The sequence below is a fragment of the Bacillus sp. FSL M8-0025 genome, assembly GCF_037975475.1.
GTDB lineage: Bacteria > Bacillota > Bacilli > Bacillales > Bacillaceae > Bacillus > Bacillus subtilis.
Window position 1 is genome coordinate 1,644,874 of sequence record NZ_CP150258.1, and the last position, 25,976, is coordinate 1,670,849.

A 25,976-nucleotide genomic window follows, 5' to 3' on the forward strand; every position below is an offset into this window, starting at 1 on the left:
TTCTTTGTGTGTTAAAAGAAGGCCTTGAATAATAAACTAGGAGATGTGAAAGATGAACCAACAAACAGTGAATGTAATCGGAGCCGGACTCGCAGGAAGTGAAGCAGCATGGCAGCTTGCCAAACGTGGGATTCAAGTCAAATTGTATGAAATGCGGCCAGTTAAACAAACGCCTGCGCACCATACAGATAAATTTGCTGAGCTTGTCTGCAGCAACTCTCTTCGCTCTAATACACTTGCTAACGCTGTCGGTGTATTAAAGGAAGAAATGCGTGCGCTTGATTCAGCCATTATCGCTGCGGCTGACGAATGTTCGGTGCCTGCCGGGGGCGCTCTTGCAGTAGACCGTCATGAATTTGCCGCAAGTGTGACAAATCGGGTGAAAAATCATCCAAACGTAACCGTTATTAATGAAGAAGTGACTGAAATTCCTGAAGGCCCTACTATCATCGCAACGGGTCCGTTAACATCTGAATCGCTGTCTGCCCAGCTGAAGGAGCTGACTGGAGAGGACTATTTATATTTTTATGACGCAGCGGCGCCAATTGTAGAAAAAGACAGCCTTGATATGGATAAAGTGTACCTAAAATCCCGTTATGATAAAGGTGAAGCAGCATATTTGAACTGCCCGATGACAGAAGAAGAGTTTGACCGTTTTCATGAAGCATTAACATCAGCAGAAACAGTGCCGTTAAAAGAATTTGAAAAAGAGATTTTCTTTGAAGGCTGCATGCCGATTGAAGTTATGGCAAAACGGGGTAAGAAAACAATGCTTTTCGGTCCGATGAAACCGGTTGGTCTAGAGCATCCTGTTACAGGAAAACGCCCTTATGCCGTCGTTCAGCTCAGACAGGATGATGCTGCGGGAACACTTTATAATATTGTAGGATTCCAGACTCATTTAAAATGGGGAGACCAAAAGGAAGTTCTCAAGTTGATTCCAGGACTTGAAAATGTAGAAATCGTCAGATATGGCGTGATGCACAGAAACACATTTATTAACTCTCCAAGCCTGTTAAAGCCGACTTATCAATTTAAAAACCGCAGTGATCTGTTCTTTGCAGGCCAAATGACGGGAGTAGAAGGATATGTGGAATCAGCTGCCTCAGGACTTGTAGCAGGCATTAATGCGGCGAAGCTTGTATTGGGAGAAGAGCTTGTGATCTTCCCTCAGGAAACAGCAATTGGCAGTATGGCACATTATATTACAACAACAAACCAGAAGAACTTCCAGCCGATGAATGCAAACTTTGGGCTTTTGAAAGAATTGCCAGTTAAAATTAAAAATAAAAAAGAACGAAATGAACAATACGCGAACCGTGCGATTGAAACAATTCAAACAATTTCGAAAACAATATAGGTATTGATTGCAACCTGAGCGCGATTTGTGATACCATTTAAAAGCCCTTCCTGGGGAGGTATTAGGCATGGAGAATGTTAAGAATTTCGTAAAGTTATTCGTTGAATATTTACAAATTGAAAAAAATTATTCACAATATACTATTGTGAATTATGTGGATTCAATTGAAGAATTCGAGACTTTCCTGCGCGTTCAAGGTATAAATGGATTTGAAGAAGCTGCATATCAAGATACTAGGATTTTTTTGACAGAAGCCTATGAAAAAGGTTTATCGAGAAGAACAATAAGCAAAAAGATATCTGCATTAAGAAGCTTTTATAAGTTTCTGATGCGGGAAAAGCTTATTGAAGAAAATCCGTTTCAGCTTGTTCATCTGCCAAAACAGGAGAAACGGATACCGAAGTTTCTATATCAAAAAGAGCTTGAGGAGCTGTTTGAAGTTTCAGATATAAGCCAGCCGGCCGGAATGAGGGATCAAGCTCTGTTAGAGCTGCTCTATGCCACTGGAATGAGGGTCAGTGAATGCTGTTCCATAACTATTAACGACGTTGATTTATTTATGGACACTGTGCTTGTTCACGGTAAAGGCAAGAAGCAGCGCTATATCCCCTTTGGGTCTTATGCCCGCGAAGCGTTGAAGGTATACATGAATAGCGGAAGACAGTGCTTGCTGATGAAGGCAAAAGAACCTCATGATCTATTATTCGTAAATCAAAGAGGCGGACCGCTTACAGCCCGTGGCATCAGACATATTTTAAGCGGGCTTGTTCAAAAAGCGTCAAGCACTTTACATATCCATCCGCATATGCTTCGACATACGTTCGCCACGCATCTGTTAAATGAAGGAGCGGATTTGAGAAGCGTTCAAGAACTGCTCGGGCATTCCAATCTGTCTTCTACACAGATATACACGCACGTTTCGAAGGAAATGTTGAGAAACACATATATGTCTCACCATCCAAGAGCATTTAAGAAAAATTAAAGGAGGCCCTTTATGTCATCTTTTCATGCGACCACAATATTTGCCGTACAGCATAAAGGACGAAGCGCTATGTCCGGAGACGGCCAAGTAACATTTGGTCAGGCTGTTGTCATGAAACACACGGCACGGAAAGTGAGAAAACTGTTTAACGGCAAAGTTCTTGCTGGCTTTGCGGGATCTGTTGCAGACGCTTTCACTTTATTCGAAAAGTTTGAAGCTAAGCTTGAAGAATATAACGGCAACTTAAAACGGGCGGCTGTTGAGCTTGCGAAGGAATGGCGCAGTGATAAAGTGCTAAGAAAGCTCGAAGCCATGCTGATTGTTATGAATCAGGATACTTTGCTTCTCGTATCGGGAACAGGCGAGGTGATCGAACCAGATGACGGCATTCTCGCGATTGGATCAGGAGGCAATTACGCTTTGGCAGCGGGAAGAGCACTGAAAAAGCATGCCGGTGAAAGCATGTCTGCAAGTGAGATTGCCAGAGCCGCGTTAGAAACAGCAGGCGAAATTTGTGTTTACACGAACGATCAAATCATACTGGAAGAGCTTGAATAGAAAGGACTTGAGGCGCATGGAAAAAAAACCGTTAACTCCTAGACAGATTGTAGATCGGTTAGACCAATATATTGTCGGTCAGCAAAATGCGAAAAAAGCTGTCGCCGTGGCATTAAGAAACCGCTATAGAAGAAGTCTTCTGGATGAAAAGCTGAAGGACGAGGTCGTTCCGAAAAACATTTTAATGATGGGTCCTACCGGCGTCGGGAAAACTGAAATTGCCAGACGAATCGCTAAGCTTTCAGGTGCGCCATTTATCAAAATTGAAGCTACTAAATTTACCGAAGTCGGCTATGTAGGCAGAGATGTTGAATCAATGGTCAGAGATCTTGTGGAGACTTCTGTTCGGCTTATAAAAGAAGAGAAAATGAATGAAGTAAAGGAACAGGCAGAAGAAAATGCAAACAAACGCATTGTTCGTCTGTTAGTTCCCGGGAAGAAAAAACAATCTGGCGTTAAAAATCCGTTTGAAATGTTTTTTGGAGGCAGCCAGCCGAATGGTGAAGATGAGGCGGAGAGCCAGGAAGAAGCAAACATCGAAGAAAAAAGAAAACGAATGGCACATCAGCTGGCTTTAGGAGAGCTCGAAGACTACTATGTAACAGTAGAAGTCGAAGAGCAGCAGCCTTCTATGTTTGACATGCTGCAGGGCTCGGGTATGGAGCAGATGGGTATGAACATGCAGGATGCGCTGAGCGGATTAATGCCAAAGAAAAAGAAACGGCGCAAAATGACAGTCAGAGAAGCCAGAAAAGTCCTGACGAATGAAGAAGCAAGCAAACTCATCGATATGGATGAAGTCAGCCAGGAAGCTGTTCAGAGAGCAGAAGAGAGCGGGATTATCTTTATCGATGAGATTGATAAAATCGCAAAGAACGGCGGTGCATCTTCTTCTGCCGATGTTTCAAGAGAAGGCGTTCAGCGGGATATCCTGCCGATTGTTGAGGGCTCAACCGTTGTCACAAAATATGGTTCTGTAAAAACAGACCATGTATTATTTATTGCAGCAGGAGCGTTTCATATGGCCAAACCGTCTGATTTGATTCCTGAGCTGCAGGGGCGTTTCCCGATTCGTGTAGAACTGAACAAACTCACGGTAGACGACTTCGTGAGAATTTTGGTTGAGCCGGATAATGCGCTGCTGAAACAATATCAGGCATTATTGCAGACAGAAGGTATATCTCTTGAATTTTCTGACGAAGCTATTCATAAGATTGCTGAAGTTGCTTATCATGTGAACCAGGACACAGATAATATCGGTGCGAGACGCCTTCATACAATACTTGAACGCCTATTAGAAGATTTGTCGTTTGAAGCTCCAGATGTAACGATGGAGAAAATAACGATTACACCACAGTATGTCGAAGAAAAGCTCGGAACGATAGCCAAAAACAAAGATTTAAGTCAATTTATATTGTGAAAAATTTAATATGAGGAATGTTTAGGAGGATTATTTATCATGGCTTTATTACAAAAAACAAGAATTATTAACTCCATGCTGCAAGCTGCGGCAGGGAAACCGGTAAACTTCAAGGAAATGGCGGAGACGCTGCGGGATGTAATTGATTCCAATATTTTCGTTGTAAGCCGCAGAGGGAAACTCCTTGGGTATTCTATTAACCAGCAAATTGAAAATGATCGTATGAAAAAAATGCTTGAGGATCGTCAATTCCCTGAAGAATATACGAAAAATCTGTTTAATGTCCCTGAAACATCTTCTAACTTGGATATTAATAGTGAATATACTGCTTTCCCTGTTGAGAACAGAGACCTGTTTCAAGCTGGTTTAACAACAATTGTGCCGATCATCGGAGGCGGGGAAAGATTAGGAACACTTATTCTTTCGCGTTTACAAGATCAATTCAATGACGATGACTTAATTCTAGCTGAATACGGCGCAACAGTTGTCGGAATGGAAATCCTAAGAGAAAAAGCAGAAGAAATTGAAGAGGAAGCAAGAAGCAAAGCTGTCGTACAAATGGCTATCAGCTCGCTTTCTTACAGTGAGCTTGAAGCAATTGAGCACATTTTTGAGGAGCTTGACGGAAATGAAGGTCTTCTTGTTGCAAGTAAAATTGCTGACCGTGTCGGCATTACCCGTTCTGTTATTGTGAACGCACTCAGAAAGCTGGAGAGCGCCGGTGTTATCGAGTCTAGATCATTAGGAATGAAAGGTACTTATATCAAGGTACTAAACAACAAATTCCTAATTGAATTAGAAAATCTAAAATCTCATTAATCACAAAAAGAACCCTTTTTGAGGGTTCTTTTTTTATTTCAAATAAAGGAAATCAATAAGCTTTATTTCCTGGGTTGAAAGTCTTTCTATGTAATACTTTTAATAAATTTTGCATTTTTCTTCAAAAAGTTTCAAAAATGCCGAAAAGAAAGGAGAAAAAACAGAAATTCTGTTATTTTCAGGCTTATATCAAGGCGAGAAATGTAGTTCTAACAATCTAGGACTTTATACCTAGTTGCAAAATAGATAATTGTGAGGACATTTTTTTACACGAACTTCATAGACTTTATGCCTGTTATTTCTTACAATAAGCATATAGTTTTACAATTCTCGACAAGGATATTGAGGGTGAAAAAAACTGAAATGGAGGTAAGTGGATTTGAGCTTATTTTCTGGAACGATACAAAATCTTGAAAATGCCTTGAGTAGAGCGGATATTAAGCAAAAAGTCATAACTAATAATATCGCCAATATAGATACACCGAACTATAAGGCAAAAAAAGTCTCTTTCCAAAATTTATTAGATCAAGAATCCTCGCGTCTTGAAGCGATAAAAACAGACTATCGTCATGTTGATTTTTCTGATACTGATTCGAATTATTCAATTGTTGCGAGCGGAGATACATCGTATCAGCAAAACGGAAACAATGTTGATGTTGACAAAGAGATGACAGAATTGGCGCAAAATCAAATCAACTATCAAGCTTTGGTTGAAAGAATGAACGGTAAATTTAATTCGCTGAAGACCGTATTAACAGGAGGAAAATGATGACAGCTTTTCATAGCTTAAATGTTTCAGCATCGGCTTTAACAGCTCAGCGAGTCAGAATGGACGTTGTATCATCTAACTTAGCCAATATGGATACGACAAGAGCTAAGCAGGTGAATGGAGAGTGGGTGCCTTACAGAAGAAAAATGGTTTCCCTTCAGTCAAAAGGTGAATCGTTCTCTTCCATTCTCAATTCTCAAATGAGCGGAAGCGGGAATGCTGGAAACGGTGTGAAGGTTTCAAAAATTACGGAGGATGATTCGGATTTTAATCTTGTCTATGATCCGACAGACCCTGATGCAAACGCTGAAGGATATGTACAAAAGCCTAATGTTGATCCATTAAAGGAAATGGTTGATCTTGTCAGCAGCACTAGATCATACGAGGCGAATGTCACGGCGATGAATGCCACAAAGGGAATGCTGATGAAGGCGTTAGAAATCGGAAAGTAGGTGAATGAATGTGATTAATGCAATTTCTCCTTTTCAGGTTCAAAATACTCAAAACACTCAAAATGCAACAAATCAAGTAAACAATAGCCAAAAAACAGATTCTTCAAATCAAACAAGCTTTTCGGAGCTTTTAAAAAACTCTATTAGTTCGTTAAATGAGTCCCAAGTAGCTTCTGACAACATGACTAATGCCTTGGCTGCAGGAAAAGATGTAAATCTTGATGAGGTCATGATCGCTGCTCAAAAAGCTAGCATCTCTCTAACTGCAGCAACAGAGTTCCGCAATAAAGCTGTGGAAGCTTATCAGGAGATTATGAGAATGCAAATGTAGGGGGTCTGACGATTTAGAGAAAGAGTGGAATGACCGGGGGTTAACATGAATCGTACTCTAATGCAAATGAAAAACAAAACGAGTGAGTTTTGGAAAAATAGATCTAAATTACAAAAGATTTTAATGGTTAGTGCTTTAGCGGCAATTATTATTATTGGAATTATTATTAGTGTTTTTGCTTCAAATTCTAAAATGGCGCCGCTGTACAAAGATTTGTCTGCCGAAGAAGCAGGACAAATCAAAGAAGAATTGGATGCAAAAAAAGTGCCAAACGAACTTTCGAATGGCGGTACAGTGATTAGTGTTCCGGAGGATCAGGTTGATTCTTTGAAAGTGCAGATGGCTGCAGAAGGACTTCCTAAAACCGGATCAATTGATTATTCATTTTTTGGACAGAATGCCGGCTTTGGTTTGACAGACAATGAGTTTGATATGGTGAAAGTAAAAGCTACACAGACAGAACTGTCAAACTTGATCAATGAAATGGACGGTATTAAAAGTTCAAAAGTAATGATTAATCTCCCGAAAGACGCGGTGTTTGTCGGTGAAGAGCAATCTGCAGCATCTGCATCAATCGTTTTGCAGATTCAACCGGGTTATACACTTGATCAAAGCCAGATCAACGGATTATATCATCTGGTATCTAAAAGCGTGCCGAATCTAAAAGAAGATAACATCGTCATCATGGATCAAAATTCTACATACTACGACAAATCAGACAGCGATGCAGGGTCCTACGCGGATAGTTATTCTTCTCAGCAAGGAATTAAGTCTCAAGTTGAAAAAGACATTCAAAAACATGTACAGTCACTTCTTGGTACGATGATGGGCCAAGATAAAGTCGTTGTCTCCGTTACAGCAGACATTGATTTCACAAAAGAAAATCGGACAGAAGACATTGTCGAACCTGTGGATAAAGAAAACATGGAAGGCATTGCAGTCAGCGCTGAAAAGGTATCTGAAACATATCAGGGCGACGGTGCAGCCAACGGCGGAACTGCCGGAACCGGCGAGGAAGATGTTACAAATTATAAGGCTGACGGTGAAAATACCGAAAGCGGGAACTACGAAAAAAACAGCAACAAAATCAATTACGAGGTTAACCGAATTCATAAAGAAATCGCTGAAAGTCCTTATAAGGTCAGAGATTTAGGGATTCAAGTAATGGTAGAGCCGCCTGATGCCAAAAACACAGCGTCGCTATCAACTGAAAGACAAGATGATATACAAAAAATCCTTTCAACTGTAGTCAGAACATCTTTGGATAAAGATGAAACGCAAAACCAGAATTTATCTGATGCTGATATCAATAATAAGATTGTTGTCTCCGTACAGCCATTCGACGGAAAAGTCAATTTGGATACAAATACGGAAAAATCCTCAGGTATCCCGCTGTGGGCATATATTGTAGGCGGTGTTTTAATCGCAGCGATCATTGTTCTGATCATTATGCTTATCAGAAAGAAACGGGCGCAAGAGGATGAATTTGAGGAATATGAGTATGAGGTTCCTCAAGAACCAATCAATTTGCCTGATATCAACGAAGAGGAAAATGAAACAGCGGAATCAGTCAGACGAAAACAGCTTGAAAAGATGGCGAAAGACAAGCCGGAAGATTTTGCAAAACTGCTGAGAAGCTGGCTGGCCGAGGATTAGGAGGAATTAGAAATGGCGAGACGTGATCAAGATAAGCTTACAGGAAAACAAAAAGCAGCCATTCTCATGATTTCCTTGGGGTTAGATGTGTCAGCTTCTGTCTATAAGCACTTAACCGATGAAGAAATTGAAAGGCTTACTCTGGAAATATCAGGTGTTCGAAGCGTCGATCATCAAAAAAAGGATGAAATCATAGAAGAATTTCATAATATAGCCATTGCGCAAGATTATATTTCTCAAGGCGGTTTAAGCTATGCAAGACAAGTTCTGGAAAAGGCGCTTGGAGAGGATAAGGCGGAGAACATTCTAAACAGGCTGACTTCTTCTTTGCAGGTTAAACCATTTGATTTTGCCAGAAAAGCGGAGCCAGAACAAATTTTGAATTTTATCCAGCAAGAGCATCCGCAGACGATGGCGTTAATCTTGTCTTATTTAGATCCAGTGCAGGCCGGGCAAATTTTATCCGAGCTGAACCCTGAAGTGCAGGCTGAGGTTGCGAGAAGAATCGCGGTCATGGATAGAACGTCTCCAGAAATAATTAACGAGGTAGAACGGATTCTGGAACAAAAATTATCTTCTGCATTTACTCAGGATTATACACAAACAGGCGGAATTGAAGCTGTTGTGGAAGTGTTAAACGGGGTAGACAGAGGGACAGAGAAGACGATCTTGGATTCATTGGAAATTCAGGATCCCGATCTTGCTGAAGAGATTAAAAAGCGGATGTTTGTCTTCGAAGATATTGTCACACTTGATAACCGTGCAATTCAGAGAGTCATTCGCGATGTTGAGAACGACGATTTGCTCCTTTCATTAAAGGTTGCAAGCGAGGAAGTCAAAGAAATTGTGTTCAACAATATGTCACAGCGTATGGTTGAAACCTTCAAAGAAGAAATGGAATTTATGGGCCCTGTACGTTTGAAAGATGTAGAAGAAGCTCAATCAAGAATTGTAAGCATCGTCAGAAAGCTTGAAGAAGCCGGTGAAATTGTAATAGCAAGAGGCGGAGGGGATGATATTATTGTCTAATATCATTAAACAAGAATCATCTATTTCTCCACAAAAGGAAAAAAGAAAACTTTCTATACAAGAGGTGCGTATTGATCATTCTCACCTTTTGCAGGCTGAAGAGAACCCGGAGGCGCTTATGGCCCGAGTGAAAGAGGAAGCTGACCGGATTTCTGAGCAGGCAAACAGTCATATAGAAAATATTCGCCGTCAAATTGAACAGGAGAAAAACGATTGGGCGGCTGAAAAACAGAAGCTTATTGAAGAAGCAAAAGCCGAGGGCTTTGAACAAGGAGTAGCGCTGGGCAAAGCTGAGGCAATGAAACAGTATGCAGAACTGATCGGCCAAGCAAACAGTATAACTGAAATGTCCAGAAAAGCTGTTGAGGACAAGCTTGAAGACGCTAATGAAGAAATCGTTGAGCTTGCCGTTGCCCTAGCAAAAAAAGTTTGGCAGCAAAAGTCTGATGATAAAGAGGCTTTCCTCCTGCTTGTACAACAGGTTATAAACGAAGTGAAGGAATATGACGATATATCAATTTATGTTGATCCATATTACTATGAGACAATCTTTCAGCAAAAAGATGAAATCCAGCAGCTTCTTTATAAAGAATGTCGGCTTGGCATATATGCTGATGAAAAAGCTCAAAAAGGAACCTGTTATATTGAAACTCCTTTTGGCAGGGTAGATGCGAGTGTTGACACACAATTGATGCAATTGAAAGATAAACTTCTGACAGCGCTGGAAGCAGGTGCAGCTGAATGAAGACACAGAGTCTGATAGATTGTATAGAAATGACAGACTCGTATAAACGGTACGGAAAAGTCAAACGGGTAATCGGCCTGATGATTGAATCAAAAGGGCCAGCAAGCTCAATTGGCGACGTGTGCCTGATTTATGCAAAAGGACAATCTGGGAAAGTCATTAAAGCTGAGGTAGTCGGCTTCCAGGAAGAAAATATTTTGCTTATGCCTTATTTAGAGGCTGCGAGCATTGCACCTGGCAGCATTGTAGAAGCTACTGGAGAATCACTTCGGGTTAAAGTTGGAACCGGACTGATTGGACAAGTCATCGATGCTTTTGGAGAACCGCTTGACGGAAAACTTCTGCCGAAAGGGCTTTCGCCTGTATCAACGGAGCAATCACCGCCCAACCCGATGAAACGGCCGCCTATCCGTGAAAAGATGGGTGTTGGAGTCAGATCAATTGACAGCTTGCTGACAGTCGGTAAAGGCCAGCGGATTGGAATTTTTGCAGGAAGCGGTGTCGGAAAAAGCACCTTAATGGGGATGATCGCCAAGCAGACAGAGGCTGACTTAAACGTCATTGCACTTGTCGGAGAACGCGGACGAGAGGTTCGGGAGTTTATTGAAAAAGATCTGGGGAAAGAGGGGCTGAAACGATCGATTGTAGTCGTTGCCACCTCAGACCAGCCAGCATTAATGAGGTTGAAAGCGGCATATACAGCGACTGCAATTGCCGAGTATTTCCGAGATAAAGGCCAAAATGTCATGTTTATGATGGATTCTGTTACAAGGGTGGCAATGGCGCAGCGAGAGATTGGACTGGCTGCAGGAGAGCCTCCGACGACAAAAGGTTATACACCTTCAGTGTTCGCTATTTTACCTCGTTTACTAGAACGAACAGGTGCAAACGAGCATGGAACCATTACGGCATTTTATACAGTGTTGGTAGACGGGGATGACATGAATGAGCCGATTGCCGATACTGTACGCGGAATTTTAGACGGACATATTGTGTTGGACAGGGCGCTTGCCAATAAAGGCCAGTTTCCTGCAGTTAACGTACTAAAAAGCATCAGCAGGGTGATGTCAAACATTTCAACAAAACAGCATCTGGATGCGGCAAATAAATTCCGTGAACTTTTATCGACATATCAAAATTCGGAAGATCTCATTAATATCGGAGCTTACAAAAGAGGATCATCCAGAGAAATTGATGAAGCGATACAATTTTATCCGCAGCTTATTCAATTTTTAAAGCAGGGAACAGACGAACTGGCTTTATTGGAAGAAAGCGTTGCTGCATTAACTAGTTTGACAGGAAATGAGGAATAAACGTGGCTTATCAATTTAGATTCCAAAAGCTGCTGGAACTAAAAGAAAATGAAAAAGACCAATCCTTATCCGAATATCAGCAATCAGTTTCTGAATTTGAAAACGTTGCTGAAAAATTATATGAGAATATGAGCAAAAAGGAATTGCTGGAACAAAATAAGGAAAAGAAATTAAAAAGCGGCATGAGTGTACAAGAAATGAGGCACTACCAACAATTTGTCTCAAATCTTGATAATACGATCTATCACTATCAAAAGCTTGTCATTATGAAAAGAAATCAAATGAATCAAAAACAAGAAATTTTGACAGAGAAAAACATTGAAGTGAAAAAGTTTGAAAAAATGCGTGAAAAACAGTTTAAAATGTTTGCTCTTGAAGATAAAGCTGCAGAAATGAAAGAAATGGACGATATTTCGATTAAGCAGTTTATGATTCAAGGCCATTAGGAGCGAATGTAATGTCCGGCAAAAAGAAAGAATCAGGTAAGTTCCGTTCGGTTTTGCTTATCATTATCCTCCCGCTGATGTTTCTATTAATCGCAGGGGGGATTGTTCTTTGGGCTGCTGGTATCAATGTCTTAAAGCCGATACAGGATGCTGCGGCAAAAACGCCGGTTCTTAAAGAATTGGTCCCTGAAACCGAAAATAAAAAAGGCGCAGCATCAAGTAAGGATAGCAGTAATACGGCAGCTCTGGAAAAGACCATTAAGGATCAAAAAAGTGAAATCAGTATATTGAATAAAGATTTAGAAACAAGTAAATCAGAAATCGATAGGCTCAATCAAAAGATCCGTTCACTTGAAAAGACGGCTGAGGATCAAAAAAAGTCATCAGAAGATCATACTGAAGGATCAGCAGACTCGAAAGCTTCTTCTGAAAATGACAAAGTGATCAGTGTGTACAAAAGCATGGACAGCGGAAAGGCTGCTAAAATTATTGCCCAATTAAAGGAGCAAGAAGCACTGAAAATATTGAATGGCCTAAGCAAAAAGCAGCTTGCTGACATATTGGCGAAAATGACTCCTGAGCAAGCAGCAACCTATACAGAAAAAATTGCTGCCAGCCAAGAATAGGGGGAATGAAAGGTGAAGCTGCTTGAATTAGCCGGACCTTTGCTGCAAACCACAACGGGTTCTGCCGCTAAAAACATGAAAAGTAGCCAGGGAGTTTTTCAAAACTGGCTTATGTCTGAGGCTGGATTGAAGGAACTTTCAGAACAAGGAAAGGGAACTCCTAATTCTGAAGATCAGCTTTTAGCAGATGCGCTTAAAAAGATCGGTGAATGGCTAAATGCTAGTCCTGAAGATCAAGACAAACAAAATGCGGATCTTTTGCAAACATTAAGCAAACTGACAGGGAAGCAATTGGATGCGAATGCTCTGCAAATGTTGCAAAATCTTTTGCAAGCAGTTGAATCAAAAATGTCAGGCGGGACGGATCAATTGCTCACAGAAACGGAGAAAATCTTTTCAAAAGCTAAAACGGCTCTGAGTGCCAATGATTCTGCTTCTGACATTAATGGAGCACTGAAGACTGATACAGAGCAATCAAATAAGGAAAATGAAGTATCCGAGCCTGCTAAAGAGCTTATCTATATCCAGATGTTCATTAGCCAGCTCGTAGAAGGGAATAAGCTGACTGATCGCGGGAATGGCAATGAAGCTCATGCCATTTACCAAAATGGAGATCAATTCCTATCTGCATTAGAAAAAAAGGGTGTATCTCAACAACTCATTCAGGATCTTAAACAGCAAATATTCACTAAAGCTGAGTCAAGTTCAAAACTTTACTCCATGACAGCGTCAGAGCTGAAAAGTTTTCAAAGCTTAATGGACCAAATGTCTATGCTTCCTCAAAAAGGGACCAAAGAATGGAGTCTAGCTGAAAGCCAGCTGAAAGCCTTCTTGTTATCGAAATCATCCGAATCATCACAAGACTTTGGGAAGCGTGTTCTCACACCGCTTTCGCAGAGTTCAACCAGCAAAAATGCACCGGATGTTTCTGGAAGTATTCAGCCTGTAGATAGTAAATCAGGACTCCAAATGCTGTTTTCGGGGCATCGGAGCATAGGAGGAGTTCAAACACTTGATCTGCAGCAGATGTCATCTGATATACCAAATGCCGAAACAAAAACGGTGGCTGATCAAGTGATTAATGCGTGGAAGCAGATGAAATATACGCCTTTCGGCAGATCGACGGGAAGTTTCACTATTCGGCTGAACCCTGAACATTTAGGATTTGTCACAATCAAGCTGACAAATGAAAATGGAATGTTTCAGAGTAAAATCATAGCATCTAGCCAATCAGCAAAAGAATTGCTTGAACAGCATCTTCCTCAGCTGAAGCAATCATTGCCGAATATGGCCGTCCAAATTGACCGTTTTACTCTTCCGGTCCAAAGCGGGGATCAGCCGATATACGGCCAGCTTGCTGATGAACAGAAACAGCAGCAAGAGGGGCAGAGACAGCAAAGACAGAAAAAGCAATCAAATGATTTTGGCGATCTGCTCGATGAAGTGTCGATGGTTGAAATGGAGGAAGAAGAATGACTTCTATAAGTTCAGAATATAAACTGCCTGAAAAAACGAACACTGTGTCGACGAACAACAGCAGCTTGGGGAAAGACGAGTTTTTAAAAATATTAATGACTCAAGTTCAAAACCAAGATCCGCTTAACCCGATTGACGATAAAGAATTTATCAGCCAGATGGCGACTTTTTCAAGCTTGGAGCAAATGATGAATCTGAATACGACAATGACTCAATTCGTTGAAAACCAAGATCCGTTTACAACGTATGTTGATTGGATGGGAAAAGAAGTATCTTGGACTGATGGTAAAAGTGCAACAGATAAAACAGGCACAGTAAGCTCTGTTAAACATTTTAAAGGAAATTATTATCTCGTTCTTGATGATGGGACCGAGATCAGTCCTGCGAATGTCATGTCTGTGGGACAATCATCTAAATAAAAACATCTGGGGGAATATATTATGTTACGTTCACTTTATTCTGGAATCAGCGGTATGAAGAACTTTCAAACAAAGCTTGACGTAATCGGTAACAACATTGCCAACGTAAATACAGTAGGATTCAAAAAGAGCCGTGTGACCTTTAAAGATATGGTAAGCCAAACGATTGCCGGCGGTTCTGCTGCTGGTGCAACAATCGGCGGAACAAACTCTAAGCAAATCGGTTTAGGTTCATCATCTGGCACAATTGATACAATTCATTCAACAAGCGCGACACAAAGTACAGGAAGAACACTTGATTTAGCAATTGACGGCGACGGTTACTTCCGAATTGATACAGGTGACGGGACAGCTTATACAAGAGCAGGGAACTTCTATTTAGATAATACCGGAACTCTGGTTACAGGTGATGGCTACCATGTGTTAAATATGAATGGGGGAACAATTAAAATTCCTACTGATGCTCAAAGCTTTAGCATTGGTTCTGATGGAAAGGTGTCAATTGTTGATGCTGAGGGGAAAACACAAGACGGGGGACAAATCGGGATTGTTACTTTTGCCAACAGTGATGGATTGGATAAAATTGGAAGCAACCTATACCGTGAATCTTTAAACTCTGGAACGGCCAGTGCAGCGAACCAGCCTGGTGACGGCGGAACTGGTGCTCTTAAATCAGGATTTCTCGAAATGTCTAACGTCGATTTAACTGACGAATTTACTGAAATGATCGTAGCCCAGCGCGGATTCCAATCAAACTCAAAAATTATTACAACATCTGATGAAATCCTTCAAGAACTGGTTAACCTTAAACGTTAAGGAGGGAGGGGAGGCGAGTAATCGCTTCTCCGCTGTTTTATGATTAAAGTAACCCGTTTGAACGGGCAGCCCTTTACACTGAATGCGCTATTTATTGAACAGATTGAATGTTTTCCGGATACTACAATTACTCTGTCAAATGGTAAGAAGTTTGTAGTAAAAGAAGATGAAGAAGCTGTTCTGGAAAAGATCGCAGCTTTCTACCGAAAAATACAAATATTTGCAATGGATCAAGGAATAGAGGAACCGGAATGAAGAAAAAGTTAATGATCATATTACTAATTATTCTTATCGTAATTGGTGCTCTCGGGGCGGCGGCTTATTTTGTTTTAGGCGGAAAGTCCGAAAAAAGTGAAGCGAAAAAAAGTATTGATGAAATCGTTGCGTCTTCTGTTGATGTAGAAGAGATCACAACAAATTTAAAGTCTGATAACATTATCCGTCTTGCTATTAAACTTGAAACTGATTCTGATAAATCAAAAGAAGAACTTGAGAAACGTGATTTCCAAGTGAAAGACGCTGTTATATCACTGCTGGCTGATACGAATGCTGATCAGATTGAGGGAGACAAGGGAAAAGAAACCTTTAAGAAGGAACTAAAAGATAAAATAAATAGCTACCTCCAAGAAGGAAAAGTAGAAAAAGTGTATATTACCTCCTTTAATCTGCAATAAAGCATAATTTGACAGAATACGGAGGTGAGGAAAATGTCAGGAGAAGTTCTCTCCCAAAATGAAATAGATGCACTGCTCTCTGCAATATCAACTGGTGAAATGGACGCTGAAGAGCTGAAAAAAGAAGAAAAAGAGAAGAAAGTCAAGGTTTATGATTTCAAACGTGCGCTGCGGTTTTCTAAGGATCAGATCCGCAGTTTAACGAGAATTCATGACAATTTTGCAAGACTTCTTACCACTCATTTTTCTGCTCAGCTCAGAACCTATATTCACATATCTGTCAGTTCTGTTGACCAGGTCCCGTATGAGGAATTTATCAGATCGATTCCAAACATGACGATTCTGAATCTATTTGATGTTCATCCGATGGAAGGAAGAATTATGATGGAGGTCAACCCCACGATAGCTTATACGATGATGGATCGAGTCATGGGCGGGATTGGAATCAGTCATAACAAGGTTGACAGTTTGACAGAAATTGAAACAAAAATCATTTCTAATTTATTTGAAAATGCACTGGGTAATTATAAAGAAGCTTGGCAGTCAATTGCTGATATTGAACCGGAAATGACTGAGTTTGAAGTGAATCCGCAATTTGTTCAGATGGTATCTCCTAATGAAACAGTCGTGGTGATCTCGCTCAATACTCAAATTGGTGAAATCAGCGGTGTCATTAATCTCTGTATCCCGCATATTGTACTCGAGCCGCTCATACCGAAGCTTTCAGTCCACTATTGGATGCAATCAGACCGAAATGAGCCAAAGCCTGAGGAAACAAAGTCGCTTGAAAAACGTATCATGACAGCACAAATACCTGTCGTGGCCGAGCTCGGCACATCTGAACTGACGATAGAAGAGTTTTTAAGTTTAGAAGTCGGAGACTGCATAACTTTGGACAAATCAGTCACGGATCCTCTTACTGTATTGGTCGGAGATAAGCCGAAATTTTTAGGACAAGCCGGCCGGGTGAATCGAAAACAGGCAGTGCAAATTTTAGATCACGACATAAGAGGTGAACAAGATGGAGAATAATAGATTATCTCAAGATGAGATTGACGCGCTTCTTAACGGTACTGGCAGCACGCTTGATGAGCCAGAGGTTCCGGAAGTAGATGACTTATCGGAAATGGAGCGTGATGCGATCGGTGAAATCGGTAATATTTCATTCGGCAGTTCTGCGACAGCACTGTCAACGCTTTTAAATCAAAAGGTCGATATTACGACTCCAAGCGTAACGGTCATTCCAAGAAGTAAAATCAGCGATGCGTTTCCTGAACCGTATGTAGCGATTGAAGTGAATTATACGGAGGGCTTCAGCGGAAGCAACCTGTTAGTCGTGGAACAAAGTGACGCGGCGATCATTGCTGATTTAATGATCGGGGGAGACGGAAAAGGTGCGGACCCTTCACTGGGTGAAATCCATTTAAGTGCGGTTCAAGAAGCAATGAACCAAATGATGGGATCGGCTGCCACATCAATGTCTACTGTATTCAGTAAAAAAATTGATATTTCGCCTCCTCGGGTTGAATTGCTGGATGTTACTGAAGAAAAGGGTACAGACCGTATTCCTGATGATGAAATGCTGGTGAAAGTTTCTTTCAACTTAAAGGTGGGAGAATTAATAGACTCTAGCATTATGCAGCTTTACCCATTGACATTTGCGAAAGATTTAATTTCAAGCCTTATGAACTCAGAAAGTGCAGAGGAAGAAGAAACGGTGCAGCCTGAAGTTACATACGAACAGCCGAAAGAGCCTGTGACGCCAGAGCCGCGTATTGAACCGAAGCAACAGCAGCCGCCGCCAAAAAGGCAGGGAACAGCAAAAAAAGCAGCGCCAGTTCAGGTTTCACCGGTGGAATTTTCAGCGTTTGATCCAAACGAAGCTGTACAAGCCCCTATTCATAATCTGGATATGCTTTTGGATATCCCGCTTTCGATTACTGTTGAGCTTGGCAGAACGAAGAGAAGCGTAAAAGAGATTTTAGAGCTTTCTGCCGGAAGTATTATCGAGCTTGATAAATTAGCCGGTGAGCCTGTAGATATTTTAGTTAATCAGCGTATCGTTGCCAAAGGCGAGGTCGTTGTCATTGAAGAAAACTTCGGAGTGAGAGTCACTGACATTTTAAGCCAGGCAGAGCGCATTAATAATTTAAAATAACGAAACACAAGGAGAGAGATAGATTATGGCACATAGAATTTTAATTGTAGATGACGCAGCATTTATGCGAATGATGATTAAAGATATTTTGGTTAAAAATGGTTTTGAAGTTGTGGCGGAAGCTGAAAATGGAGCACAAGCGGTAGAGAAATATAAAGAGCATTCACCTGACCTTGTTACTATGGATATCACGATGCCAGAAATGGATGGTATTACAGCATTAAAAGAAATTAAACAAATTGATGCGCAGGCAAGAATCATCATGTGTTCTGCTATGGGACAGCAATCAATGGTTATTGATGCCATTCAGGCCGGCGCTAAGGATTTCATTGTGAAACCTTTCCAGGCTGACCGTGTGCTTGAAGCAATCAACAAAACATTAAGTTAAAGGGTGTACGACTGTTGAAAAAGAGTCAATATTTTATCGTTTTTATTTGTTTTTTCGTTTTATTTAGTGTACATCCGATTGCTGCTGCCGCGGCAGACTCTGATAATTCAACTGTAAACGAATGGTTTCAAAAGAAAGATGAAAAAACTGCAGATCAATCAGAGCAAAAGAAAGAAAAAACAACAAAAACTGCTGATGAGACGGAGGGAGCGGCTGCTCCTTCTGTCTCAGCTTTTGATTTTGTAAAGATGATTTTCGCTTTACTGTTTGTTATCGTGCTGATTTACGGGCTGGTTAAGCTCATGAACAAAAGAAATCGGCTCCTAAAGCCTTTTCAATATGTTGAAAATATTGGCGGCACATCGGTCGGCCAGAACAGATCCATACAATTGATCAAGGTCGGGAAAAGTGTGCTCGTCGTCGGTGTAGGAGAGACGATCCAGCTGCTGAAAGAAATTGAGGATGAAAAAGAGATTGAAGTCATTCTCAGTCAGCATGAAGAGGCAATGTCAAGCAAAATAGAGTGGCAAAAGTTTGTGAAGCCGCTTAAGAGTTCTGAACATCAGCCGCAGCAAAAACTGCCTTCATTTTCAAAAGCATTAAAAGAGCAACTTGAAGAGTTAAAACAAAACCGTTCTGAAGGAAAGAAGAAAGGCCCACGTCATCATGAATGAGTTTATAAATATTTTCAGTTCAAGCGATCCGGAAAACGTAAGTTCGACTGTTAAATTACTATTATTGTTAACTGTATTTTCAGTGGCGCCTGGAATATTGATTCTTATGACTTGTTTTACTCGCATCGTCATTGTTCTGTCATTTGTCAGAACTTCACTTGCGACGCAATCTATGCCCCCAAACCAGGTTCTAATCGGGCTTGCGCTGTTTTTAACATTTTTTATTATGGCTCCTACTTTTTCAGAAATTAATAAAGAAGCGCTGACCCCATTAATGGACAACAAAATCAGCTTGGATGAAGCGTATACGAAAGCTGAGGAACCGATTAAAGAATTTATGAGTAAACACACAAGGCAGAAGGATCTGGCGCTGTTTATGAATTACGCGAAAATGGATAAACCTGAATCATTAAAGGATATTCCGTTAACAACAATGGTTCCGGCTTTTGCCATATCGGAGCTTAAAACAGCATTTCAAATAGGTTTTATGATTTTTATCCCTTTTTTAATTATAGATATGGTAGTGGCGAGCGTCTTGATGTCAATGGGAATGATGATGCTGCCTCCAGTTATGATTTCTCTGCCCTTTAAAATATTACTTTTTGTTTTGGTAGACGGCTGGTATTTAATTGTGAAATCTTTGCTTCAGAGCTTTTAGGGTAGGTGCTAAACGTGAGTTCAGAATTTGTAATTTCTATGGCGGAAAAAGCCGTATACGTAACGCTGATGATCAGCGGGCCATTATTGGCTATTGCTTTACTGGTCGGTTTAATTGTCAGCATATTTCAGGCGACAACTCAAATCCAGGAACAGACTTTGGCGTTTATTCCGAAAATCGTGGCGGTTCTCCTGGCTCTCATTTTTTTTGGTCCGTGGATGCTGTCGACGATTCTTTCATTTACAACAGAGCTGTTTTCTAATTTAAATCGTTTTGCAGGGTAATGTAGAGATGAATTCAATTATTGACTTATTTCCTGCTTTTTTATTGGTTTTTATTAGAATCTCTGCTTTTTTTGTAACGATTCCGCTATTTGGACATCGAAATGTGCCAGCTGTTCATCGCATAGGTTTTGCTTTTTTTCTTGCGGTCATTTGTTTCAGCACCATTGATAAACCGCCCTCTTTGGAGATAGATGAGCACTATATGCTTTTGGCGTTTAAAGAAGCTTTGGTCGGCCTATGTCTGGGTTTAATTGCTTATATGATGATTGCCGCAGTGCAGATTGCCGGCTCGTTTATTGATTTTCAAATGGGATTTTCAATAGCAAACGTTATTGATCCGCAAACCGGTGCACAAAGTCCGTTGATTGGCCAGTTTATCTATACGATGGCACTTTTGTTTATGCTGAGTGTCAATGCCCACCATTTGTTGCTGGATGGTATTTACTACAGCTTTCAGTATATTTCAGTTGATCAGGCATTTCCGAATTTCGGCGATGAAAAGTTTGCCTATTTTATTGCGAAAAGCTTTAATGCAATGTTTATTATCGCTTTTCAAATGTCAGCGCCGGTTGTGGCCAGTTTGTTTCTAGTTGATTTAGCATTAGGTATCGTGGCTCGAACTGTTCCGCAGTTAAATGTATTTGTGGTCGGTCTGCCTTTAAAGATCGCTGTCAGTTTCATTATGCTCATTGTATGTATGTCCGTTATCTTCGTCGTTGTCCGGAATGTTTTCAGTTTAACGATTGAAACGATGCGGAATCTTTTAGCATTGGTCGGTGTTTCTTAATGAAGCTTAGAGTTGACCTGCAGTTTTTTGCGGGAGAGAAGACAGAAAAAGCCACTCCGAAAAAACGGAAGGATACGCGAAAAAAAGGGCAGGTAGCCAAAAGCTCGGATGTCAATACCGCCGTTTCTTTACTGGTAATATTCCTTTCGCTTATTGCAATTGGTCCGTATATGAGAGACAGGCTGCTGTCATTCATAGAAACATTTTATACCGAATCGCTCACAATGAAGCTCTCAGAATCAAATGTGCATACATTGTTTGTCAGCTTATTAAAGGATATGGGCATGATACTCGCACCGATCTTGCTTGTTGCTCTTGTTGCAGGAGTCGTAAGCAACTATATGCAGGTTGGGTTCTTATTTTCTGCTGAAGTGATACAGCCTAAGCTTGAAAAACTGGATCCGATCAAAGGCTTTAAACGAATATACAGTATGAGGGCGATTGTAGAGCTGATTAAATCAATTTTGAAAATCGTAGTCGTTGGTTTTGCGGCTTTTGCTGTGCTTTGGCTACATTATGGAGAAATTCTCCGGCTTCCTCTCCTGACACCCGAAGAGGCACTTTCTTTCGTTTCAAAACTCACTTTGTGGATGGGACTAAGCGGTGCAGGTGCATTGTTGATTCTTGCTGGTCTCGACTATTTATATCAGAGATTTGACTATGAGAAAAATATCAAAATGTCAAAACAAGATATAAAAGATGAGTACAAAAAATCTGAAGGAGACCCGATTATCAAGTCTAAAATTAAACAAAGACAGCGGGAAATGGCGATGAGGCGGATGATGCAGGAAGTTCCAAAAGCAGATGTCATTATCACAAACCCGACTCACTATGCGATTGCTTTGAAATATGATGAAGAAAAAATGGACGCACCTTATATTGTTGCAAAAGGCGTCGACCACCTTGCGTTAAAAATCAGGAAAATTGCTAAAGAGCATGATGTCATGATGGTAGAAAACAGACCGCTTGCCCGTGCGTTATATGATCAGGTGGAAATTGACCAGGCAGTGCCGGAAGAATTTTTTAAAGTTTTAGCAGAAATTCTGGCTTACGTATATAAAACAAAACAAAAAGTATATTGAATTTTTCGATTTAAAAGGAGAGAAAAAACAGCATGTCAACAAGAGATTTATCCGTTTTAATAAGTGTTGTCCTCATTGTGGCGATGCTGGTGATTCCATTTCCTCCATGGCTGTTAAGTATTTTGATCATTATTAATATTTCTCTTGCGTTGATCGTGCTTCTCACCACAATGAATATGCAGGAAGCGCTTCAGTTTTCGATTTTTCCGTCACTGTTGCTGCTTTTGACCCTATTTCGTTTGGGCTTGAACGTCTCAACTACCCGTTCAATTCTTTCACACGGTGAAGGAGGTAAAGTCGTCGAGACTTTCGGAAATTTCGTTGTCGGCGGAAATGTATTAGTTGGACTCGTTGTATTTATCATCCTTATTATTATTCAGTTTATCGTCATTACAAAAGGTGCTGAACGTGTTTCCGAGGTTGCAGCAAGGTTTACGCTGGACGCAATGCCGGGGAAGCAGATGAGTATTGATGCTGATTTAAACGCAGGGATGATTACCGAACAGGAAGCGAAGCATCGCCGCGAAAAAGTGGCAAGAGAAGCAGACTTTTATGGAGCAATGGACGGTGCCAGTAAATTTGTAAAAGGTGACGCCATTGCCGGAATCATCATTGTGATGATCAATATTATTTTCGGAATCGTGATCGGAATGCTTCAGCAGGGCATGTCCATTCAAGAAGCTGCTTCACACTTTACGATGCTGACTGTAGGGGATGGAATTGTTTCGCAAATCCCGGCACTGTTAATTTCTACGGCTACGGGTATTGTGGTCACAAGAGCTGCATCTGAAGGAAACTTAGGGCATGACATTACAGGCCAGCTGTTTGCGTATCCAAAGCTTTTATACGTCGCAGCAGCTACGATCATGCTTTTAGGTATTTTCACTCCGATCGGCATCCTTCTGACGGGGCCGCTTGCGGGATTGCTTGCTTTTGGCGCATATACACTATCTAAATCAGGTAAGGAAAAAGAAGAAGTGGATGAGATTCTTGAGGAAGAGGCTGAGGTGGACGAGCTTAAAAGCCCTGAAAGTGTTGTTCAGCTTCTGCATATAGATCCGATAGAATTTGAGTTTGGATATGGCCTGATACCGCTTGCTGATGCCAATCAAGGCGGTGATTTATTAGACCGAATTGTTATGATACGCCGTCAGTTGGCTTTGGAACTCGGGCTTGTCATTCCTGTCGTGCGAATCAGAGATAATATAGCGTTGCAGCCTAATGAATACCGATTGAAAATTAAAGGAAACGAGGTAGCAAAAGGCGAGCTGTTGCTTGATCATTATTTAGCGATGTCGCCTACTCCTGAGGACGATCTCATTGAAGGGATTGAAACAGTGGAGCCTTCATTCGGACTGCCGGCTAAATGGATTAGCGAAGCGGTAAAGGATGAAGCCGACATGCTTGGTTATACAGTAGTTGATCCTGCATCAGTCGTTTCAACGCATATTACGGAGAAAATTAAGCAGCATGCCCACGAATTGATCGGAAGGCAGGAGACAAAACAGCTGATCGATCACTTGAAAGAATCGTATCCAGTCCTGGTTGAAGAGGTTACGCCGAATCCATTGTCTGTCGGTGAAATTCAGAAAGTGCTTGCTAAGCTTTTAAAAGAAAAAGTTTCAATTCGAAACTTAGTAACGATTTTTGAAACACTTGCTGACTATGGGAAATTAACAACAGATTCTGATCTCTTGACAGAGTATACAAGACAAGCGCTTGCTAAACAAATTACAGCCCAGTTTGCCAAAGAAAATGAAGTGTTGAAGGTTGTTACTTGTTCGGGCCGTGTAGAAAAAGCAATAGCAGACGGTGTGCAGCAGACGGAACACGGGAACTATTTATCACTTGAACCAGATATTTCAGAAAGTATAGTGCGCTCTGTCGCCAAAGAAGCTGAACAGCTCTCATTACGTCAGGAAACCGCGATTCTTCTTTGCTCGCCGCCTGTCAGAATGTATGTGAAGCAGCTTCTGGAACGGTACTTCCCTGATCTTCCGGTACTCTCTTATAACGAACTTGAGGCGAATGTTGAGGTACAAAGCATTGGAGTGGTGGATATTTAATGAAAATAAAAAAATTTACTGCTGCTTCAATGCAAGAAGCGGCACTTCTCATCAGAAAAGAGTTAGGTAATGAAGCGGTCATATTAAATTCGAAAAAAATTAAAAAGCGAAAATGGTTTGGCCTCGTCAACAAGCCTGCTGTTGAAGTAATCGCCGTATTGGATCAGGACTTTCTTGAGAAAAAAACGCCTCAGAAGGCAGCTGAACCGAAACAAACATTAAAAACTCCGGTCAGCAGTCCGAAAATAGAGGAGAGAACATATCCCCCTCAAATTCCGGCGCAACAGGAGCTAGGTGATTTTTCAGCATATCAATCTGTACTTCCTGAGCCGCTGCGAAAAGCAGAAAAGCTTTTGCAAGAAACAGGGATCAAAGAGTCTACGAAAACGAACACTCTGAAAAAATTGCTTCGCTTCTCTGTTGAAGCAGGCGGCTTGACTGAAGAAAATGTTGTCGGCAAACTTCAGGAAATACTATGCGATATGCTGCCCGCAGCAGACAAGTGGCAGGAGCCAATTCATTCAAAATATATCGTTCTCTTTGGTTCAACAGGGGCTGGTAAAACAACTACACTTGCTAAACTCGCAGCCATATCTATGCTTGAAAAACATAAAAAAATCGCTTTTATTACAACAGATACGTATCGTATTGCAGCTGTTGAACAGTTGAAAACATACGCTGAACTGCTGCAGGCTCCTCTGGAAGTTTGCTATACAAAAGAAGAATTTCAGCAGGCGAAGGAGCTATTTTCTGAGTATGATCATGTGTTTGTTGATACAGCTGGAAGAAACTTCAAGGACCCGCAATACATTGATGAACTGAAAGAAACGATTCCTTTTGAGAGCAGCATTCAGTCATTTCTTGTTTTATCCGCGACTGCAAAATATGAAGATATGAAGCATATTGTCAAACGGTTTTCATCCGTCCCTGTCAATCAGTATATTTTTACGAAAATAGATGAAACGACTTCCTTAGGTTCTGTATTTAATATACTGGCAGAATCAAAAATAGGTGTCGGGTTTATGACTAACGGCCAGAATGTGCCTGAGGATATACAGACTGTATCTCCACTTGGTTTTGTGAGGATGCTGTGCAGATGAACAGATATGACCAAGCAGCAACTTTACGGGCGAAAATGGAAAAACGTGAGCGCGTTCTGCCAATGGTTTATTCACAAAAAGCGAAGACACTTGCTGTCATCAGCGGCAAGGGCGGTGTCGGAAAATCCAATATTACCTTAAATATGGCACTTGCGCTGCAGGATAAAGGTAAGAAGGTGCTGCTCATCGACCTTGATATCGGGATGGGGAACATTGATATATTAATAGGAAATTCATCGTCTGCCACGATAATCGATGTTTTAACCGATCGTAAGCCTTTGCTGCAGTCATTATCCGTTGGCCCAAAGGGTTTGCGGTATATATCAGGGGGAACCGGTCTTGATGTGATGTTTCAGCTCGATCAGAGAAAATGGACGTTTTTTGCCAATGAACTTTCTCATGCATTAAGCCAGTTCGATTATGTGCTGTTTGACATGGGAGCAGGCTTATCAAAAGATCAACTGCCTTTTATTTTATCAGCAGAAGATATTTTGATTATAACAACTCCCGAGCCGACGGCCATTATGGACGCATACAGCGCTGTCAAGCACTTGGTTTTGACAGAAAATAAGCTTTCAATGAAGGTGGCTGTCAATCGGTGCCGTGACCAAAAGGAAGGGCTTGACGCTTTTGCCCGCCTCTCCCGTACAATTCATATGTTTTTGGATGTTCAGGTTCAGTTTGCCGGTTCCGTTTCTGACGATGTGATCGTGAGCAAAGCGGTTGTCGAACAGGTTCCTTTTTTCATAAAAAGCCCTCAGGCAAAAGCCAGCCGGTCAGTCCGTATTTTAGCGGACGCCTTGTTTGAAAGAGAAGAAACGAGACACAAAGAAGACAAACAGACATTTATTGAGAAATTATCTTCTTTTTTAATGAGGAGGGCTTAAT

The 25,976-nt window shown here is 41.1% G+C and carries 30 protein-coding genes; all 30 read left to right on the top strand.

All coding sequences use genetic code 11. The features are described from left to right. Positions 1-52: 52 nt before the first annotated feature. Positions 53-1,360, top strand: a complete 1,308-nt coding sequence (gene trmFO / locus MKX38_RS08580; RefSeq protein ID WP_003244725.1) for an FADH(2)-oxidizing methylenetetrahydrofolate--tRNA-(uracil(54)-C(5))-methyltransferase TrmFO — start codon at positions 53-55, stop codon at positions 1,358-1,360. Between the two features lie 67 nt (positions 1,361-1,427). Continuing rightward, positions 1,428-2,342 carry a tyrosine recombinase XerC gene (gene xerC / locus MKX38_RS08585; RefSeq protein ID WP_003231988.1) on the top strand — a complete coding sequence of 305 codons (915 nt, stop codon included), beginning with the start codon at positions 1,428-1,430 and terminating at the stop codon, positions 2,340-2,342. Positions 2,343-2,354: 12 nt separating this feature from the next. Next, complete coding sequence (clpQ, locus tag MKX38_RS08590) at positions 2,355-2,900, top strand: ATP-dependent protease subunit ClpQ (RefSeq protein ID WP_003238555.1); 546 nt, start codon at positions 2,355-2,357, stop codon at positions 2,898-2,900. 7 nt (positions 2,901-2,907) lie between these two features. Continuing rightward, positions 2,908-4,320, top strand: coding sequence for an HslU--HslV peptidase ATPase subunit (gene hslU / locus MKX38_RS08595; RefSeq protein WP_255220399.1), 1,413 nt, complete (start codon positions 2,908-2,910; stop codon positions 4,318-4,320). Positions 4,321-4,359: 39 nt separating this feature from the next. After that, positions 4,360-5,139: a GTP-sensing pleiotropic transcriptional regulator CodY gene (gene codY, locus MKX38_RS08600; protein ID WP_003220850.1), complete on the top strand. Its 780-nt coding sequence runs from the start codon at positions 4,360-4,362 to the stop codon at positions 5,137-5,139. A gap of 379 nt (positions 5,140-5,518) precedes the next feature. Beyond that, the gene (gene flgB, locus MKX38_RS08605; protein WP_003245656.1) at positions 5,519-5,908 is read left to right on the top strand and encodes a flagellar basal body rod protein FlgB; all 390 of its coding nucleotides are present in this window, start codon (positions 5,519-5,521) and stop codon (positions 5,906-5,908) included. Continuing rightward, positions 5,908-6,360 (top strand): flagellar basal body rod protein FlgC, encoded by a 453-nt coding sequence (gene flgC, locus MKX38_RS08610; RefSeq protein WP_003245521.1) that lies wholly within the window; start codon positions 5,908-5,910, stop codon positions 6,358-6,360. The genes flgB and flgC overlap by 1 nt, the downstream gene beginning before the upstream one ends. Before the next feature lie 10 nt (positions 6,361-6,370). Further along, positions 6,371-6,691: a flagellar hook-basal body complex protein FliE gene (gene fliE, locus MKX38_RS08615; protein WP_003238544.1), complete on the top strand. Its 321-nt coding sequence runs from the start codon at positions 6,371-6,373 to the stop codon at positions 6,689-6,691. Positions 6,692-6,736: 45 nt separating this feature from the next. Then, the gene (fliF, locus tag MKX38_RS08620; protein WP_051388163.1) at positions 6,737-8,347 is read left to right on the top strand and encodes a flagellar basal-body MS-ring/collar protein FliF; all 1,611 of its coding nucleotides are present in this window, start codon (positions 6,737-6,739) and stop codon (positions 8,345-8,347) included. Between the two features lie 12 nt (positions 8,348-8,359). Beyond that, positions 8,360-9,376 (top strand): flagellar motor switch protein FliG, encoded by a 1,017-nt coding sequence (gene fliG, locus MKX38_RS08625; RefSeq protein WP_003231981.1) that lies wholly within the window; start codon positions 8,360-8,362, stop codon positions 9,374-9,376. Further along, positions 9,369-10,121 carry a flagellar assembly protein FliH gene (fliH, locus tag MKX38_RS08630; protein WP_003244804.1) on the top strand — a complete coding sequence of 251 codons (753 nt, stop codon included), beginning with the start codon at positions 9,369-9,371 and terminating at the stop codon, positions 10,119-10,121. Before fliG ends, fliH begins: the two co-directional genes overlap by 8 nt. Then, positions 10,118-11,434, top strand: a complete 1,317-nt coding sequence (gene fliI, locus MKX38_RS08635; RefSeq protein WP_339189188.1) for a flagellar protein export ATPase FliI — start codon at positions 10,118-10,120, stop codon at positions 11,432-11,434. Before fliH ends, fliI begins: the two co-directional genes overlap by 4 nt. A 2-nt stretch (positions 11,435-11,436) precedes the next feature. Beyond that, positions 11,437-11,880: a flagellar export protein FliJ gene (fliJ, locus tag MKX38_RS08640; RefSeq protein WP_003231977.1), complete on the top strand. Its 444-nt coding sequence runs from the start codon at positions 11,437-11,439 to the stop codon at positions 11,878-11,880. Between the two features lie 11 nt (positions 11,881-11,891). After that, entirely contained in the window at positions 11,892-12,506 is a 615-nt protein-coding gene (locus MKX38_RS08645; protein WP_003231975.1) for a MotE family protein, read from the top strand. A 12-nt stretch (positions 12,507-12,518) separates the two neighbouring features. Continuing rightward, entirely contained in the window at positions 12,519-13,982 is a 1,464-nt protein-coding gene (locus tag MKX38_RS08650; protein WP_033883349.1) for a flagellar hook-length control protein FliK, read from the top strand. Further along, positions 13,979-14,401, top strand: a complete 423-nt coding sequence (gene flgD, locus MKX38_RS08655) for a flagellar hook assembly protein FlgD (RefSeq protein ID WP_003231970.1) — start codon at positions 13,979-13,981, stop codon at positions 14,399-14,401. Before MKX38_RS08650 ends, flgD begins: the two co-directional genes overlap by 4 nt. 21 nt (positions 14,402-14,422) lie before the next feature. Further along, positions 14,423-15,217: a flagellar basal body rod protein FlgG gene (flgG, locus tag MKX38_RS08660; protein ID WP_003231968.1), complete on the top strand. Its 795-nt coding sequence runs from the start codon at positions 14,423-14,425 to the stop codon at positions 15,215-15,217. 39 nt (positions 15,218-15,256) lie between these two features. Next, positions 15,257-15,472, top strand: coding sequence for a swarming motility protein SwrD (gene swrD / locus MKX38_RS08665; RefSeq protein ID WP_003231966.1), 216 nt, complete (start codon positions 15,257-15,259; stop codon positions 15,470-15,472). Continuing rightward, complete coding sequence (gene fliL / locus MKX38_RS08670) at positions 15,469-15,891, top strand: flagellar basal body-associated protein FliL (RefSeq protein WP_003231964.1); 423 nt, start codon at positions 15,469-15,471, stop codon at positions 15,889-15,891. The genes swrD and fliL overlap by 4 nt, the downstream gene beginning before the upstream one ends. A 33-nt stretch (positions 15,892-15,924) precedes the next feature. Beyond that, complete coding sequence (fliM, locus tag MKX38_RS08675) at positions 15,925-16,923, top strand: flagellar motor switch protein FliM (protein WP_003220879.1); 999 nt, start codon at positions 15,925-15,927, stop codon at positions 16,921-16,923. After that, a complete protein-coding gene (gene fliY, locus MKX38_RS08680; protein WP_106073910.1) occupies positions 16,913-18,049 on the top strand; it encodes a flagellar motor switch phosphatase FliY in 1,137 nt (378 codons plus the stop codon). The genes fliM and fliY overlap by 11 nt, the downstream gene beginning before the upstream one ends. Positions 18,050-18,074: 25 nt before the next feature. Continuing rightward, the gene (gene cheY / locus MKX38_RS08685; protein WP_014476812.1) at positions 18,075-18,437 is read left to right on the top strand and encodes a chemotaxis protein CheY; all 363 of its coding nucleotides are present in this window, start codon (positions 18,075-18,077) and stop codon (positions 18,435-18,437) included. A gap of 14 nt (positions 18,438-18,451) precedes the next feature. Beyond that, positions 18,452-19,111: a flagella biosynthesis regulatory protein FliZ gene (fliZ, locus tag MKX38_RS08690; protein ID WP_003231958.1), complete on the top strand. Its 660-nt coding sequence runs from the start codon at positions 18,452-18,454 to the stop codon at positions 19,109-19,111. Then, positions 19,104-19,769 (top strand): flagellar type III secretion system pore protein FliP, encoded by a 666-nt coding sequence (gene fliP, locus MKX38_RS08695; RefSeq protein ID WP_003245692.1) that lies wholly within the window; start codon positions 19,104-19,106, stop codon positions 19,767-19,769. The genes fliZ and fliP overlap by 8 nt, the downstream gene beginning before the upstream one ends. 14 nt (positions 19,770-19,783) lie before the next feature. Beyond that, complete coding sequence (gene fliQ, locus MKX38_RS08700; protein WP_003220888.1) at positions 19,784-20,053, top strand: flagellar biosynthesis protein FliQ; 270 nt, start codon at positions 19,784-19,786, stop codon at positions 20,051-20,053. A 7-nt stretch (positions 20,054-20,060) separates the two neighbouring features. Continuing rightward, a complete protein-coding gene (gene fliR, locus MKX38_RS08705) occupies positions 20,061-20,840 on the top strand; it encodes a flagellar biosynthetic protein FliR (RefSeq protein WP_003245510.1) in 780 nt (259 codons plus the stop codon). Further along, positions 20,840-21,922 carry a flagellar biosynthesis protein FlhB gene (gene flhB, locus MKX38_RS08710; RefSeq protein ID WP_003231949.1) on the top strand — a complete coding sequence of 361 codons (1,083 nt, stop codon included), beginning with the start codon at positions 20,840-20,842 and terminating at the stop codon, positions 21,920-21,922. The genes fliR and flhB overlap by 1 nt, the downstream gene beginning before the upstream one ends. A 32-nt stretch (positions 21,923-21,954) precedes the next feature. Further along, a complete protein-coding gene (flhA, locus tag MKX38_RS08715; protein ID WP_033883352.1) occupies positions 21,955-23,988 on the top strand; it encodes a flagellar biosynthesis protein FlhA in 2,034 nt (677 codons plus the stop codon). After that, positions 23,988-25,088 (top strand): flagellar biosynthesis protein FlhF, encoded by a 1,101-nt coding sequence (flhF, locus tag MKX38_RS08720; RefSeq protein ID WP_017694879.1) that lies wholly within the window; start codon positions 23,988-23,990, stop codon positions 25,086-25,088. Before flhA ends, flhF begins: the two co-directional genes overlap by 1 nt. Further along, positions 25,079-25,975, top strand: coding sequence for a flagellum location/number ATPase FlhG (gene flhG / locus MKX38_RS08725; protein WP_010886507.1), 897 nt, complete (start codon positions 25,079-25,081; stop codon positions 25,973-25,975). Before flhF ends, flhG begins: the two co-directional genes overlap by 10 nt. Position 25,976: the final 1 nt, after the last annotated feature.

Coding starts and splice junctions, on each gene's coding strand:
- trmFO (WP_003244725.1), top strand. CDS start 53: ATGAACCAACAAACAGTGAATGTAATCGGAGCCGGACTCGCAGGAAGT.
- xerC (WP_003231988.1), top strand. CDS start 1,428: ATGGAGAATGTTAAGAATTTCGTAAAGTTATTCGTTGAATATTTACAA.
- clpQ (WP_003238555.1), top strand. CDS start 2,355: ATGTCATCTTTTCATGCGACCACAATATTTGCCGTACAGCATAAAGGA.
- codY (WP_003220850.1), top strand. CDS start 4,360: ATGGCTTTATTACAAAAAACAAGAATTATTAACTCCATGCTGCAAGCT.
- flgC (WP_003245521.1), top strand. CDS start 5,908: ATGACAGCTTTTCATAGCTTAAATGTTTCAGCATCGGCTTTAACAGCT.
- fliF (WP_051388163.1), top strand. CDS start 6,737: ATGAATCGTACTCTAATGCAAATGAAAAACAAAACGAGTGAGTTTTGG.
- fliG (WP_003231981.1), top strand. CDS start 8,360: ATGGCGAGACGTGATCAAGATAAGCTTACAGGAAAACAAAAAGCAGCC.
- fliI (WP_339189188.1), top strand. CDS start 10,118: ATGAAGACACAGAGTCTGATAGATTGTATAGAAATGACAGACTCGTAT.
- MKX38_RS08645 (WP_003231975.1), top strand. CDS start 11,892: ATGTCCGGCAAAAAGAAAGAATCAGGTAAGTTCCGTTCGGTTTTGCTT.
- flgD (WP_003231970.1), top strand. CDS start 13,979: ATGACTTCTATAAGTTCAGAATATAAACTGCCTGAAAAAACGAACACT.
- flgG (WP_003231968.1), top strand. CDS start 14,423: ATGTTACGTTCACTTTATTCTGGAATCAGCGGTATGAAGAACTTTCAA.
- swrD (WP_003231966.1), top strand. CDS start 15,257: ATGATTAAAGTAACCCGTTTGAACGGGCAGCCCTTTACACTGAATGCG.
- fliL (WP_003231964.1), top strand. CDS start 15,469: ATGAAGAAAAAGTTAATGATCATATTACTAATTATTCTTATCGTAATT.
- fliM (WP_003220879.1), top strand. CDS start 15,925: ATGTCAGGAGAAGTTCTCTCCCAAAATGAAATAGATGCACTGCTCTCT.
- fliY (WP_106073910.1), top strand. CDS start 16,913: ATGGAGAATAATAGATTATCTCAAGATGAGATTGACGCGCTTCTTAAC.
- cheY (WP_014476812.1), top strand. CDS start 18,075: ATGGCACATAGAATTTTAATTGTAGATGACGCAGCATTTATGCGAATG.
- fliP (WP_003245692.1), top strand. CDS start 19,104: ATGAATGAGTTTATAAATATTTTCAGTTCAAGCGATCCGGAAAACGTA.
- fliR (WP_003245510.1), top strand. CDS start 20,061: ATGAATTCAATTATTGACTTATTTCCTGCTTTTTTATTGGTTTTTATT.
- flhB (WP_003231949.1), top strand. CDS start 20,840: ATGAAGCTTAGAGTTGACCTGCAGTTTTTTGCGGGAGAGAAGACAGAA.
- flhA (WP_033883352.1), top strand. CDS start 21,955: ATGTCAACAAGAGATTTATCCGTTTTAATAAGTGTTGTCCTCATTGTG.
- flhF (WP_017694879.1), top strand. CDS start 23,988: ATGAAAATAAAAAAATTTACTGCTGCTTCAATGCAAGAAGCGGCACTT.